This window comes from Natronococcus occultus SP4, from assembly GCF_000328685.1.
Lineage (GTDB): Archaea > Halobacteriota > Halobacteria > Halobacteriales > Natrialbaceae > Natronococcus > Natronococcus occultus.
Genome location: NC_019974.1, coordinates 2,039,071 through 2,052,957, shown reverse-complemented (window position 1 = coordinate 2,052,957; position 13,887 = coordinate 2,039,071). Strand labels below are relative to the sequence as shown.

The following is a 13,887-nucleotide window of genomic DNA, read 5'->3' as shown; positions in this document are numbered from 1 at the left end:
TATTACGACTCGACCCCGTCCGTTCGGATATGCATCGTAGAGCCCTCCTCCGAGCAGGTGCGAGCTGTCCCCTCGCGATCGCCGCGACGACCACGGGGACGGCAACTGACCGGGAGGACGCGTTCGGCCCGCTCGGACGGGTCGCCGTCGACGGCGCCGCCGAGGCCGTGGTCGGCGACGACGGCGACACCGCCTACCTGGCCGCGACCGACGGGTTCGCGACCGTCGACATCTCCGATCCCGCCGAGCCGAGGGTGTTGACCGAGCAGCGCGGTCTCGAGGCCGACGGACAGCGGCTGATCGAGGTGCTCGACGTCGCGGTCGACGGCGATCGACTGGCGGTCGTCGGTCCCGCGAACGTCCAGTCCGAGGACGTCTTCCACGGGATCGTCGTCTACGACGTGAGCGATCCCGCCGCGCCGGAGCGGGCGACCGACCCCTACGAGACCGGCTATCACGTTCACAACTGCTATCTCGAGGATGACCGCCTCTTCGTCGTCGCCAACGCGGAGGACGACCACGCGCTCGTGATCTTCGATATCGCCGACGACGTCGAGGAGCTCGGCCGCTGGTCGCTGCTCGAGCGCGAGCCGGAGTGGGCGGAGCTTCACTGGCTGGCCCGCTACGCCCACGATGTCTCCGTCCGGGACGGGATCGCCTACCTCGCCCACTGGAACCCCGGGACGTACCTGATCGACGTCGAAGACCCGACCGACCCGACGTTCGTCTCCCACGTCCGCGAGACCGACCCGGAGCGCCAGCTCGAGCGAAGCGACGAGGACGCCCGGCTCGGACTGCCGGGCAACGACCACTACGCCGCGGTCGACGAGACGGGCGACCTGCTGGCGGTCGGTCGGGAGGCCTGGGCCGTCGAGGGGGGTGAGCCCGACGCGCCGGGCGGGATCGATCTCTACGGGACGAGCGACCCGGCGGCGCCCGAGCAGTTCGGGTCGATCGACCCGCCCCGAGCGGACGACGAAACCTACGGTGCCGGGCGGTGGACGACCGCCCACAACTTCGAACTGCGCGACGATCGGCTCTACTCCTCGTGGTACCGCGGCGGCGTTCGGGTCCACGACGTGAGCGATCCCGCCGATCCGGTCGAGATCGCCGCCTGGAGCGACCGCGACGAGACCGCGTTCTGGACCGCCCGGGTCGCCAAGCCCGGCGAGACGTTCGTCGCCAGCAGCACCGATCTGCTCCCGAACGCGGACCTCGAGGGGGCACTGTACACGTTTCCGATCGACGCGACCGACGGCGACGCCGACGACGCGTCGTCGATCCCCGGATTCACCGCCGTCGGTGCGCTCGGTGCCGGCGGCGTCCTTACCCTCGAGGCGCTTCGTCGGCGCTGTACCGAACGATCGTGAAGGTTTCGGGCCAAACCTATTCAGCCCTCGAGTCCTTAGGTCGGGCGATGACTGACTCCGAGGACGACCCGCTGAAAGAGCGCGTCGAGTCGTGGCTTGCCCGCGAGATGCCGATCATCCAGATGCACGGGGGGACCAGCGCGGTCCGGAAGGCCGACCCCGAGGACGGCGAGGTCATCGTCGAACTCGGCGGAGGCTGCAAGGGCTGTTCGGTCAGCGACGTGACGACGGGCAACATCGAAGCCGAACTCATCCAGTGGCCCGAGATCGCCGAGGTGACGGTGCGGGTTCCCGACGCCCGCGAGAGCCTTGGTGGCCCCGACCAGGCCGAATCGATCATGGGGATCGACCGCACCGAGGGCGGACGGGGCGACTGGGGGTCCTCGAACCCCGGTGAGGACCACCTCTAGCGCTTGGGTCGTGGCGGCTGTTGACACGCCCGGATAGTTTTGGGAACTCCTATATCCTTTTACCCGCCCATTACGGAGTCACAGAGCATGACGACGCCTGAACGCCCGCACATCGGAGGTGACGACGATGGGTAACGTCCCCGAACCCGAGTCAGACGAGGAGGAAGCCGAGACCGACGGCGGCGTTCGCGCCTACACCGTTCGGCTCGAACTGGTCGACGAGCCCGGCGAGTTGCTTCGCGCGCTCGCACCGATCGCGGACAACGGCGGCAACCTGCTGAGTATCCACCACGAGCGGGGCAACATTACCCCGCGGGGCCACATCCCCGTCGAGGTCGACCTCGAGAGCCCGCCCGAGCGGTTCGACGGGATCGTCGACGCGCTCCGGGACGCCGGTGTCAACGTGATCCAGGCCGGCGAGGAACACTACGGCGAGGAGCTCAACGTGATCCTCGTCGGCCACCTCGTCGAGACCGACCTCTCGGAGACGCTCTCGCGGATCGAGGACGAAGCCGACGCGGTCGTGAAGGACCTCTCGCTCGCAGCGCCCGACGGCACCGACGAGACCGCAAGCGCCCGCCTCCGGCTCGCGATCGACTCCGGGCGCACCGAGCAGGCCTTCGAGACGATCCGTTCGATCGGGACCGACAAGGAACTGACCGTCGTCGAACCGCTGGTCGGGGGTGAGGCCTGATGCGGCTCGCGATCCTCGGTGCCGGCGACGTCGGCCGCTCGGTCGCCGACCTCGCGGGCGAGTACGGCCACGAGGTCGTCGCGCTCGCCGACTCCGAGCGTGCGGCGATCGATCCCGACGGAATCGACGTCCAGGACGTCCTCGAGCGCAAGGCCGGGGGCGAGGCGATCGGCACCGACGACCCTGCGCGCGCGTTCGAAACCGAATACGACGTCCTGATCGAGGCGACGCCGACGACGCTCGGCGACGCCGAGCCCGGCTTCACGCACGTGAAACGGGCCCTCGAGGCCGACCGCCACGTCGTGCTAGCGAACAAGGGTCCCGTCGCCGAGCGCTACGACGAGTTGCGCACACTCGAGGACGACAGCGCGGGCTCGATCCGATTCGAGGCGACCGTCGGCGGCGCCATCCCGGTGCTGTCGACGATCGAGGACTGTACGCCCCAGGCCGTCACCGCCGTTCGTGGCGTGCTCAACGGCACCGCGAACTTCATCCTCACCCGGATGGCCGCCGAGGGGCTCGACTACGAGCACGTCCTCGCGGAGGCACAGGATCTCGGCGTCGCGGAAGCAGACCCGACCTTCGACGTCGACGGCACCGACGCTGCACTGAAGTTCGTCATCCTCGCGAACGTCCTCTCGGAGGGCGGGTTCTCGCTCTCGGACGCGACTGTCGAGGGGATCCAGTCGATCCCCGGCAGCGCGCTCGAACTCGCGGCCGAGGACGGCCGGACGATCCGGCTCATCGGCGAAGCCTCCCGCGAGGGCGTTCGGGTCGGACCGCGGCTGGTTCCGGAAAACGGCGCGCTCGCGGTGACGGGCACCCGAAACATCGTCCAGCTCGAGACCAAACACGCGGGCAGCCTCCACAACAGCGGCCGGGGCGCGGGCGGTCCCGAGACTGCGACGGCGGTGTTGTCCGACGTTGGGCGGCTCCCCGAACTGTAGTCACACAGACGGGCGTTCGACCGCCGTCGTCCGGATCCGAAATCGTGTGGACGTGACACAAACCGCAAGCGGGCGTCGGGTTCGGTCGAATACGCTTTCGAAATGGTTTTAACCGCAACGAGCAAAAGAGACCAATATAAGCGCCTTTGCGCGTGAGCTACAACAATGAGCGAAGACAAACCCCACCAGAACCTGGCCATCATCGGTCACGTTGACCACGGGAAGAGTACGCTCGTGGGCCGACTCCTCTACGAGACGGGGAGCGTCCCGGAGCACGTAATCGAGCAGCACCGCGAGGAAGCCGAAGAGAAGGGCAAGGGCGGCTTCGAGTTCGCCTACGTCATGGACAACCTCGCCGAGGAGCGAGAGCGTGGTGTCACCATCGACATCGCCCACCAGGAGTTCGACACCGATCAGTACTACTTCACCATCGTCGACACGCCTGGCCACCGCGACTTCGTCAAGAACATGATCACCGGCGCGTCCCAGGCCGACCACGCCGTGCTGGTCGTCGCCGCGGACGACGGCGTCGCGCCCCAGACCCAGGAGCACGTCTTCCTGTCGCGCACCCTGGGCATCGAGAAGCTCATCATCGCGGTCAACAAGATGGACGTCGTCGACTACAAGGAGGACACCTTCGACGAGGTCGTCGGCGAAGTCAACAAGCTCCTCGATCAGGTTAACTTCGAGGTCGACGACAACTCGTTCATCCCGATCTCGGCGTTCGAGGGCGACAACATCGCCGAGGCCTCCGACGAGACGCCGTGGTACGACGGCCGTACCCTGCTCGAGACTCTGAACGACCTGCCGGAATCGGAGCCGCCGACGGACGCGCCGCTCCGACTCCCGATCCAGGACGTCTACACGATCTCGGGTATCGGTACCGTCCCCGTCGGACGTATCGAGACCGGTATCATGAACGTCGGCGACGACGTCTCGTTCCAGCCCAGCGACGTGGGCGGCGAGGTCAAGACGATCGAGATGCACCACGAGGAGGTCCCCAAGGCCGAGCCCGGTGACAACGTCGGATTCAACGTCCGCGGCATCGGCAAGGACGACATCCGCCGTGGTGACGTCTGTGGTCCCGCCGAGGACCCGCCAAGCGTCGCCGAGACGTTCCAGGCTCAGGTCGTCGTCATGCAGCACCCCTCGGTCATCACGGCTGGCTACACGCCGGTCTTCCACGCCCACACGGCCCAGGTCGCCTGTACGATCGAGTCCATCGACAAGAAGATGGACCCGTCCAGCGGCGAGGTCGCCGAGGAAGACCCCGACTTCATCCAGTCGGGCGACGCCGCTGTCGTCACCATCCGACCGCAGAAGCCGCTGAGCATCGAGCCGTCCAGCGAGATCCCCGAGCTCGGGAGCTTCGCCATCCGCGACATGGGTCAGACCATCGCGGCCGGCAAGGTCCTCGAGGTCAACGAATAAATGCAGCAGGCACGCGTTCGACTCGCGGGCACCAGTCCGGACGATCTGGACGACATCTGCGACGACGTCCGCGAGATCGCGAACAACACCGGCGTCAACCTCAGTGGGCCGATCCCGCTGCCGACGAAGACCCTCGAGGTGCCGACCCGGAAGTCGCCTGACGGCGAGGGCACCGCGACGTGGGAGCACTGGGAGATGCGCGTCCACAAGCGCCTGATCGACCTGGACGCCGACGAACGCGCACTCCGTCAGCTCATGCGCATCCAGGTGCCAAACGACGTTTCGATCGAGATCGTCCTCGAGGACTGATCTCGGCGCCACGGATTTTCCGTTTTTTCACACTCGCCAGCTGCTGCACCGTCACTGCAGGCGACTGTCGGCCACGTGAACTTTTGTCGTCCAGTCCCATACCGAACGTATGGCGACCCGCTCGCGTTCCGGCGCCGACACCGACTCCCGTTCCGGAAGTCCGATCCTCGAGTTGCTGGTGCTCTTCGTGGTCGTCCTGCTCGCCCAGACCGTCACCGCGATCATCAGCGCGGGGTTGATGACTGGACTGTTCGTCCTCGGGCCGCCCCTGACCGTGAACCCCTGGACGATCGTCACTAGCGTCTACGCCCACAGCGGGCTCGGTCACCTGCTCTCGAACAGCGTCGGGCTCGTGTTGTTCGGCTGGCCGATCGCCCGCGCGACGACGCGACTGCGCTTTCATACGTTCTTCCTCGTGACGGGGGCGCTCGCCGGCATCACACAGGTAGTGACGAGCAGCTTCTTCGCCTCGATCGGCGTCGGCGATCCGACCGCCGTGCTGGGCGCCAGCGGCGCAGTGTTCGCGCTGGCTGGCTACCTGATCGCCGGCAACCGCCTCTCGGACGCGTTCGCGTCGGTCGTCGAGATCCCGCGGTGGGCTGCCGTGGTCGTCTTCGTCGTCCTCGCGGCCGTGATCACGATCGCCACGGGTGCGCCCGGCGTCGCCCTGATTGCACACTTCACCGGGTTCCTGCTCGGGCTGCTCGCGGGCCGGGCCGGTCTGTTGAACACTCGCTCGCAAAAGCCCGGACGCGGATCGGCAGCGTGAGCGGTCGGCCGAGGACGCAATGGACGCCGACCGCGGGGCGCTCGGCGCGTGTGTTCGCGGGCCACGACGTCCTCGAAACGCAAGCTACAAGTAGATCTCGCCGGTAGAAACGGTCGCGGGCTCGTAGATCAGTGGTAGATCGCTTCCTTCGCAAGGAAGAGGCCCTGGGTTCAAATCCCAGCGAGTCCACTAATTTTTCGGCGAGCAGTTCGCGAGCCGCAAATTCGTGATACGAGCGGGATTTGAACAAGACCAGTCGCAGCCCGGGAAGCGAGCGCAGCGAGCGACCCGGAACGTCTTGGCGTAGTTCAATATCCCAGCGAGTCCACTTCTTCACGTCGCTTCGCTTGTCCAGTCGTGGATCCGCTGTACATCGCAAACCCGAAGCGTAGCGTTTGCTCGATCCCAGCGAGTTCCCGATTTCGTACCGCGAGCAACTTCACGAGCGGTGTACGGAGTCGTCGAAGTCGGACGTTGAACGACAGCGATCCCGCTAGTCGCGCCAGTGACGAAATCACTCGATCCACCGCGCGAAAAAGTGAGGAGTGGTCGAGTGCAACGCTTCTCAACCGAGTGGCCGGAACTGCTTGGACCCGCACGAACAGGAGTTGCTCCCGATCGGGCGGATCCCTCCATCCGTAACCACTTTCGCTGCGTATGCCGACCCGCAGTCCTCGCAGACGGCCACAGTACGATCATGGTCGCCCAGGACTATCACCTCCGGAATTAAAAACGGACCCAGCAACTTCAACCCCTCTCATAAACCGGGAACAGGTCTCGGGCAAGAGAACTTCACCAGCTACCGTTCGTTTCCGAGAAGCGCTGCTCGCGAGGACGTCGCGATACGTTCTCGAACGGCGGCTTTCGAGCGTCGGGAGCCGACGGCGACCCGACGTGCGAACGTCGGCCGCTCTCGTGCCGAGCGAGTCGCTACCGCCGTCTCCGTCGATTCGGTCGAGAACAACGGCTGCCGGATTCGAACGGGACCGAACAGCCGAGCCATGCGCTCTTCAAGCCAAATTAAAACTGCGGTCGTTCCCTCTCGGGTAGAACTCGAGGGAGCTCTTTTCGTGCTCTGGCTGGAGCACGAACACGTATGACGGATTCATCACCCCTCCGTTCCGGTCGCTCAGAGACCGGGTCGGACGCTTCGTCCTGTCCGGCGAAAACACGGTTCGGCCTCGAGCGGCGACACGTCCTGCTCGCAGCGGGAACTGCGGGTAGCATCGCGCTCAGTGGGTGTCTCGACGACGACACGGACGATGACGACGAAGCGGCTGCGACCTACGATATCACTTTCCTCGAGGACGGAGCGGAGACGGAGGTGACGATCGAGGAGACCGAGGAGCTGCTGTATCCGGCCCTCGAGGCGGACGTGGAGATCCCGTATTCGTGTGAAGTCGGAAGCTGCGGGGAGTGTACCGCACGGTACGATGGGGACGCCACCGACGTCGTCAGCCACGACGGAAACGAGTATCTCGACGAGGACCAGATCGCCGACGGCTGGCTGTTGACTTGTGTCGCGTATCCGCGGGACGATGCTGAACTCGAGGTGGCCCATCCCGATGACGCATAACACCGTGTTCGTCTCACCGACAGCTGACCGCCGAACTCCGCTCGAACGATGACAGTTGATCCGTTCAACCGCGGGAAGCACCACGCCGCCGTCGTCGGGACCAGTCTCGCGATGGCAGCACTGCTGTGGGCGCTGGGTTACGCACTGCCACGGATCATCGCTGCCGTCCCCTGGTTCCTGCTGTTTTTCGTCATGGTCATCGGCCCGCTGACGAAACTCCGGCCGTCGATCAGGCGACAGTTCTCGGGGAACTTCCCACTGAACTGGCGGTCGGAGCTCGGGATCTGGTTCGTGATCTGGTCGCTGGTGCACGTCCTCGTCGTCTTCGAGTCCATGGGCTGGGACGTGATCGGCTTCGTCGTCGGCATGAGCGCCTGGGCGTTCGCCGCTCTGGTCGGGGTACTCCTCGCCGTGATTCTGGCGCTTACCTCGAACAACGCCGCGTACCAGTACATGGGGCCGAAAGCCTGGAAGTGGCACCAGAGCCACGGCACGTACGTCATGTTCTGGCTGCTGACGGTTCACATCTACGACCAGGTCTTTGCCCCGGGTACAACGGTACCAGAGGATCCGCTTCACCTCCTGTACGCGGCTACCGTCCTCGTCGTCGTGACACTGCACGTCGGCGCCTTCCTGAAAGTCGTCGCTCACTACCGAACGCACGGCGAGTATCCCGGGAGTATCTAGCCGTCTCCGAGCTGCAGACGTTCGCTCACTCGGACCCTGCAAACCCACTCGAGCGAATCTCCAGCACTCGCTCGGGCGGATGGTAGTTGATCGTCGGTCGCTCCTCCGGACTGTCCTCGAGCGGGTCGGTGCCCCGGATCCAACCCGACTCCAGCACGTCGACCGTCGCGAACGTTCTGACCACCGTCTCCTCCGTCGTGTCATCGACCCCGCGACGCTCGATTTCGACCTCGATGCCCCCCGTTTCGTTCGTTCGGTGACCTCCGTTCACCATCGCGGGTTTCTCACTCAGCAATCAATCCACGGGCACGGGCAAAACCGACGATGAACGCGCTCGAGGACGGGAAAGTAGCGCCGACTCTGACACGACAGCGGCTCTCTCCCGAGACGGCGGGGAACGGATCCCCGCGGCTGGTGGGTGGAGGCTCCAACTACGCGCCTCTGTCTGAGGGACCGTGTTGTTTTCTCTCGTGGAAGATGATAAGAAGCCAGTTGTCTGCCAAACGTTGCCGGTTTTTCGAACACGTGTTTCGCCTCGAGCCGACGCGACGATCGTGGATCGGCCCGTGTTGCGTTATGCCTCTGGGCTCGGCGACTGGACCCGCGAGAGGTAGGCGGTAAGATCCGTCGTCGTTACGATACCGATGACACCCTCCTCGTCGTCGACGACGGGAAGGTGATGAAACCCGTGTTCGACCATGAGGTCCGCAGCGTCGCGGATCCCCGTCTGGGCGTCGGTCGTGACGACGTCGGTGCTCATGTACCGCGACACCGATGTTTCGGCCTTCGGCTGGCTCTCGGCGACGATGTCGACGAAGTCGGTCGTCGTCAGAATCCCCTCGAGTCGGTTCTGCTCGTCGATGACGATCACCGAGCCGACGCCGCGGTCGCGCATTACCTGTCCCGCGTCCTCGACGAGGGTCTCCGGTCGAACCGTCTCCAGTTCGGTCGACATCACCCGCGCGACGAAAATATCGTCCATACGAATCGATACTCGCTTTCGACCATAAGGATTGGCCAACCGGTCGATGTGTTCGTTCCCGCGGAACGTGACCGTCCTCGCCGCAGAACGCGACGAACCGACGACGCGACACTGACCGAGATCGAACGCGTTTATTCGCCGTCGGCCCAAGTTCGGGGTATGATCGAGGCGACGCTGTGTTTTCCCCGTCGCGAGAACGGCGGTACGGACGAGGTGCTCCTGATCGAGAAGCGCCGCGGGCTCGGCGAGGGCTGGTACAACGGACCGGGCGGCAAACTCGAGGACGGCGAGACGCCCCGGGAGTGTGCAGTCAGGGAGACCCGCGAGGAGGTCGGCCTCGAGATCGATCCCGACGAGCTCGAGAAGGCCGGCGAGCTGTCGTTTCTCCTCGACGGCGAGTGCCACACGTTCTGTCATGTCTTTCGGACACGGACGTTCGCGGGCGAACTCCGCCCCTCCGAGGAGGCCCGGCCGGAGTGGGTTCCCGTCGAGGACGTCCCCTACGACCGAATGTGGGAGGACGATCGGCTCTGGCTGCCCGCCGTCCTCGAGGGCGACACCGTCGCGGGGGAGTTCCGGTTCGTCGGTGGCACACCCCTCGACGAGGCAGATTTCGAAGAGCACGACCTCGAGCGCAGCGTCGCGTTCGACGACGCCGGGCGCTCTCGGACCAGCAGCCGCTGAGGGGAACTCGATGCGTGTCGTCGTTCGACGGTGTGGCGTCGGTTCGATTCCCCGTCGTCGGCCTTCTATCGCAACGGCAACCCACTTTCGGTGCCGACGGGTAGTACTCACGATGGTTGACAGCAATCGCCGACGAGTCCTCGCGGTCGCGGCCGCCGGTGCGGTCGGTGCGATCGCCGGCTGTGCGGACGGAGACGAGGAGGAAGGCGAGGGCGACGAAGACCTGGACGACGCACCGCCGGACGAAACCGAGCAGGAAGACGACCCGGACTCGGCCGACGACGTCGACGAGCGGGACGACGACGAGAACGAAGACGAGTAGCGATCCCGTCCGCAGCGACCAGTTCGTCGTCTTTCAGGCGAGCCCGGGACGCTGACGCCGACGATCGGTCGAATTGCGAGGCCCGCACCGAGCGAACGATCTGCCCTGGAATTCGGTAGATGGCTTTCTATCGCAACGTCAATCTCCTTCCAGTACTGGTCAGTACGTTAGAACGTCGCAATGATTGATATAAGTCGCAGGCGGATGGTAGCGATCGCAGCAACCGGGATGATCGGAGCTGTAGCAGGTTGTGCGGACGACGACGAGAACGGCGACGACGGGAACGGCGACGACGACGCGGATGACGACGGTGTCGACGACACCGACGACGGAGCGGACAACACCGAGGACGACCTCGACGGGAACGAAACCGACGACGGGAACGAAACCGATGCCGGAAACGAAACCGACGACGAGGACGGCCTCGACGACAACGAGACCGATACCGAAGACGACGGCGAGATGGACGACGCCGGCGACGCCGCCGGGGGAGAGGAAGTCGACGACGAGACAGAGGGGAACGAGACGGACGACGCACTCGGCGACGACTGAGCAGGCTGAACCGACCGCTGCTCTGCTGGCGGTCGCTGATCCGACCAGCGGTTCGATACCAGCGTCAGTTCACGTTCCGAGGAGCACCGCCGACGGATCGGTGGCCCTCGAGGCGGACGTCGAAGTCGACGGCGACGTGAGCGGCGAGCCCGTCGAAACCGGCAACGACGTGGCGGTCAACGATGAAATCGAAGAGAGCGGTCGGGCTCGGCCGGCGACTACGGCTTCAGCAGAACTTTGCCGGAGCTCTTTCGATCCTCGATATACTGGTGGGCCTCGGCCGCGTCCGCAAGCGGGAACGACTCGCCGACGATCACCTCGAGATCGCCGCTCGTGAGTTCCTCGGTGAGTTCGGGGACGGCCTGCATGATCCGGCTCGGGTCGTGCATCGCGGCCTGGCCGAGGTGAAAGCCCCGGACGCTCTTGTTTTCGAAGAGGAGTCGCCGGTTCTCCGCGCTCGCGGGCTCGCCGCTTGCCACGCCGAAGGTGACCATGCGGCCGAAGTGTGCCATTGCGTCGAGACTGCGTTCGAAGACGTCGCCGCCGACCGACTCCAGCACCAGATCGACGCCCTCGCCGTCGGTCTCGACCTCGACGGTCTCGCGGAAGTCGGTCTCGGTATAGTTAATCGGGTGGTCACAGCTCAGATCGGTCGCGAGATCGAGTTTCTCCTCGCTGCTCGCCGTGCCGAACACCTCCGCACCGGCGTTCGAGGCCAGCTGAACGGCCGCAGTGCCGACCCCGCCGGCTGCGGCCTGGATCAGCACCGACTCGCCGTCCTCGAGTTCGCCCCACTCGAACAGACAGGAGTGGGCCGTGAGGAACTGGACGGGGAAGCCGGCAGCCTCCTCGAAGCTCATTTCGTCGGGGATCGGAAACAGCATCTGGGCGTTTGCGGTAGTGTACTCCGCGTACCCGCCCCGGTCGAGCATCGCGACGACGCGGTCGCCCTCGTCCAGATCGACATCCTCGGCAGTTGCGTCGATTGTCCCTGCAGCCTCCATCCCGGGAACGTAGGGCGCCTCGGGACCGCCCGGGTAGACGCCGCGTCGCTGCATGACGTCGGCGAAGTTGATCCCCGCGGCCTCGATCTCGATCCGGACCTCGCCGGCGTCGGGCTCGGGTACGTCCCGATCGACGACCGCGAGTTCGTCGCTGTCGCCGTACTCCGTTACCTCGATGGCCTTCATAGGTTACCACTCGTAACGAACGCGTATAAACCTCCGAGAACAGGAAACCGAGCGTCGAGCGTTTCTTCGAACCCCGCGTCCCTAGCAGTCGTCGGCCAGCGGCTCCGGCTCAGACGGCGGGTTCGGTTCGCCCGGTGGGTCAGGGTCCGTGGAACCGCTCTTCCTGGGACGGTATATGACTCATCCCTCGGCGGGAACGGTGAGCTCGACCGTGCAGTCCGCGATCGGCGACGGGCGGTCCCAAACGGGGCCCATTTATTGCTCCGGTCACGAAGGTGGCGGTATGAGCGACGAGAGTCAGGAGCTCGGGATCACCGAGACGAAATCGCACAAGCCCGGCGAGTGGTACGCCGAGGTCGTTCAGAAGGCGAATCTCGCGGACTACGCCCCGATGGGCGGCTTTATCGTCACGAAGCCGCGCGGGTACGCGATCTGGGAGGGAATCCAGGACGCACTCGACACTCGGTTCAAGGAAACCGGCGTCGACAACGTCTACTTCCCGATGTTTATTCCCGAGAGCTTCCTCGAGCGCGAGAAGGACGTCGTGGAGGGCTTTGACCCCGAGGTTGCCTGGGTCACCCAGGGCGGCCACGAGGAACTCGAGGAGCGACTCGCCGTTCGTCCCACCAGCGAGTCGATCATCGCCCCGTTCATGGCCGACTGGACCCGTAGCCACCGCGACTTACCCCTGAGAATCAACCAGTGGTGTTCCGTCGTCCGGTGGGAGGCCACCGAGACCAAGCCGTTCTTCCGGACGAAGGAGTTCATGTGGCAGGAGGGCCACACCGCCCACGCCGACGACGAGGGCGCCTGGGAGGAGGTCTGGACCCGGCTCGACCAGTACGAGGAGGTCTACGAGGACGTCCTGGCGATTCCGGTCCTGCGGGGAAAAAAGCCCGAGCACGACAAGTTCCCCGGTGCCGATACGACGACGACCGTCGAGGCGCTGATGCCTGACGGGAAGTCGGTCCAGGGGGCGACGAGCCACAACCTCGGCCAGTCGTTCGCGGAGGCGTTCGACATCACGTTCGCCGACGAGGACGAGGACGAACAGACGGCCTACACGACCTCCTGGGGGCTGTCCTGGCGCGCGATCGGCGCCCTGATCATGACTCATTCTGACGACCAGGGGCTCGTGCTCCCGCCGACGATCGCACCGACCCAGGTCGCGATCGTTCCGATCTGGCAGGCCGACACCAAGGAGGACGTCCTCGAGTACTCCCGGGAGATCGCCGACGAGCTCGAGGACGCCGGCGTCCGCGTCGAGCTCGACGACCGCGACGAGCGCAACCCCGGGTTCAAGTTCAACGAACACGAGCTCAACGGCGTCCCGCTGCGGCTCGAGATCGGCCCCAACGAGGCCGACGACGGCGAGGTGACGCTGGTCCACCGCCCGGACAGCGAGAAGGCCGTCGCCGATCGCGAGGGGATCGTCGACACCGTCGACGACCACCTCGATACCGTCTTCGAGAAGCTCTACGAGGCGGCCGAGGAGAACCTCGCGGAGAACGTCCGCGAGGCCCACAGCCCCGAGGACATCCTCGGGACGATCGGCCAGCACGGCGGCTACGTGAAGACGCCGTGGTGTGGCGACCAGGCCTGCGAGGAGGCCATCAAGGAGAAGATCGCCGCCGAGATCGTCATGCAACCGCTGGAGGACGAGGGTGGCCAGTCCGCGGGTGAGGTCCCCGAGCCCGACCGCGACGAGTGTGGCGTCTGCGGCGAGCCCGCCGACGAGATCGCCTACTTCGCGAAGAGCTACTGACGAGCCCGCCGTCCTCGGGCGGTTTTCGGTCCGTTCGAGCGCCCGCCCGTTTCCAGATACCTAACTGTTTAACCAAATAGTGCTTACCGTCCAGGAACGAGGTACGAATGTGGTGTTCACTCTGGTGGGTGAACACTACGTGCCTCTGACACCTTTCCGTGCTACCCGTTCGAGGATAGCAACCGGTATCTCCATCGAT

16 protein-coding genes and 1 tRNA gene are annotated in these 13,887 nt (G+C 65.4%); 14 read left to right on the top strand and 3 right to left on the bottom strand.

From position 1 onward, the window contains the following. Positions 1 to 29 precede the first annotated feature (29 nt). From NATOC_RS10200 to NATOC_RS10150, 10 genes are all read left to right on the top strand, one after another. A complete protein-coding gene (locus NATOC_RS10200; protein WP_015321356.1) occupies positions 30 to 1,370 on the top strand; it encodes an LVIVD repeat-containing protein in 1,341 nt (446 codons plus the stop codon). Positions 1,371 to 1,417: 47 nt separating this feature from the next. Next, positions 1,418 to 1,780 carry a NifU family protein gene (locus NATOC_RS10195; protein ID WP_015321355.1) on the top strand — a complete coding sequence of 121 codons (363 nt, stop codon included), beginning with the start codon at positions 1,418 to 1,420 and terminating at the stop codon, positions 1,778 to 1,780. Between the two features lie 127 nt (positions 1,781 to 1,907). Then, entirely contained in the window at positions 1,908 to 2,474 is a 567-nt protein-coding gene (locus tag NATOC_RS10190) for an allosteric regulator of homoserine dehydrogenase (RefSeq protein ID WP_015321354.1), read from the top strand. Beyond that, positions 2,474 to 3,421, top strand: a complete 948-nt coding sequence (locus NATOC_RS10185; protein ID WP_015321353.1) for a homoserine dehydrogenase — start codon at positions 2,474 to 2,476, stop codon at positions 3,419 to 3,421. The genes NATOC_RS10190 and NATOC_RS10185 overlap by 1 nt, the downstream gene beginning before the upstream one ends. A 165-nt stretch (positions 3,422 to 3,586) precedes the next feature. Next, a complete protein-coding gene (tuf, locus tag NATOC_RS10180) occupies positions 3,587 to 4,852 on the top strand; it encodes a translation elongation factor EF-1 subunit alpha (protein ID WP_015321352.1) in 1,266 nt (421 codons plus the stop codon). Further along, positions 4,853 to 5,161 (top strand): 30S ribosomal protein S10, encoded by a 309-nt coding sequence (gene rpsJ, locus NATOC_RS10175; RefSeq protein WP_004215311.1) that lies wholly within the window; start codon positions 4,853 to 4,855, stop codon positions 5,159 to 5,161. Between the two features lie 109 nt (positions 5,162 to 5,270). Next, on the top strand, positions 5,271 to 5,930 hold the full coding sequence (locus NATOC_RS10170; protein ID WP_015321351.1) for a rhomboid family intramembrane serine protease: 660 nt from the start codon (positions 5,271 to 5,273) through the stop codon (positions 5,928 to 5,930). A 117-nt stretch (positions 5,931 to 6,047) separates the two neighbouring features. Continuing rightward, positions 6,048 to 6,119: transfer RNA gene (locus NATOC_RS10165), tRNA-Ala, on the top strand. 907 nt (positions 6,120 to 7,026) lie between these two features. Further along, positions 7,027 to 7,506, top strand: coding sequence for a 2Fe-2S iron-sulfur cluster-binding protein (locus tag NATOC_RS10155; RefSeq protein WP_015321350.1), 480 nt, complete (start codon positions 7,027 to 7,029; stop codon positions 7,504 to 7,506). Between the two features lie 48 nt (positions 7,507 to 7,554). Next, positions 7,555 to 8,193, top strand: coding sequence for a hypothetical protein (locus NATOC_RS10150; protein WP_015321349.1), 639 nt, complete (start codon positions 7,555 to 7,557; stop codon positions 8,191 to 8,193). Between the two features lie 25 nt (positions 8,194 to 8,218). Here NATOC_RS10150 and NATOC_RS10145 read toward each other — a convergent pair whose 3' ends face one another. Together NATOC_RS10145 and NATOC_RS10140 are read right to left on the bottom strand one after the other, a co-directional pair. After that, positions 8,219 to 8,467, bottom strand: coding sequence for a hypothetical protein (locus tag NATOC_RS10145; RefSeq protein ID WP_015321348.1), 249 nt, complete (start codon positions 8,465 to 8,467; stop codon positions 8,219 to 8,221). A gap of 300 nt (positions 8,468 to 8,767) precedes the next feature. Further along, the gene (locus NATOC_RS10140; protein WP_015321347.1) at positions 8,768 to 9,175 is read right to left on the bottom strand and encodes a CBS domain-containing protein; all 408 of its coding nucleotides are present in this window, start codon (positions 9,173 to 9,175) and stop codon (positions 8,768 to 8,770) included. A gap of 159 nt (positions 9,176 to 9,334) precedes the next feature. Here NATOC_RS10140 and NATOC_RS10135 point away from each other — a divergent pair, with 159 nt between their 5' ends. The 3 genes from NATOC_RS10135 (at position 9,335) to NATOC_RS10125 (ending at position 10,733) form a co-directional block, all read left to right on the top strand. Beyond that, positions 9,335 to 9,859 (top strand): 8-oxo-dGTP diphosphatase, encoded by a 525-nt coding sequence (locus NATOC_RS10135; RefSeq protein WP_015321346.1) that lies wholly within the window; start codon positions 9,335 to 9,337, stop codon positions 9,857 to 9,859. 112 nt (positions 9,860 to 9,971) lie between these two features. Beyond that, on the top strand, positions 9,972 to 10,181 hold the full coding sequence (locus tag NATOC_RS10130; protein ID WP_015321345.1) for a hypothetical protein: 210 nt from the start codon (positions 9,972 to 9,974) through the stop codon (positions 10,179 to 10,181). A 204-nt stretch (positions 10,182 to 10,385) separates the two neighbouring features. Further along, positions 10,386 to 10,733, top strand: coding sequence for a hypothetical protein (locus tag NATOC_RS10125; RefSeq protein WP_015321344.1), 348 nt, complete (start codon positions 10,386 to 10,388; stop codon positions 10,731 to 10,733). Positions 10,734 to 10,951: 218 nt separating this feature from the next. Here NATOC_RS10125 and NATOC_RS10120 read toward each other — a convergent pair whose 3' ends face one another. Then, positions 10,952 to 11,923 carry a quinone oxidoreductase family protein gene (locus NATOC_RS10120; protein ID WP_015321343.1) on the bottom strand — a complete coding sequence of 324 codons (972 nt, stop codon included), beginning with the start codon at positions 11,921 to 11,923 and terminating at the stop codon, positions 10,952 to 10,954. A gap of 283 nt (positions 11,924 to 12,206) precedes the next feature. Here NATOC_RS10120 and proS point away from each other — a divergent pair, with 283 nt between their 5' ends. After that, positions 12,207 to 13,688 carry a proline--tRNA ligase gene (proS, locus tag NATOC_RS10115; RefSeq protein WP_015321342.1) on the top strand — a complete coding sequence of 494 codons (1,482 nt, stop codon included), beginning with the start codon at positions 12,207 to 12,209 and terminating at the stop codon, positions 13,686 to 13,688. Positions 13,689 to 13,887: the final 199 nt, after the last annotated feature.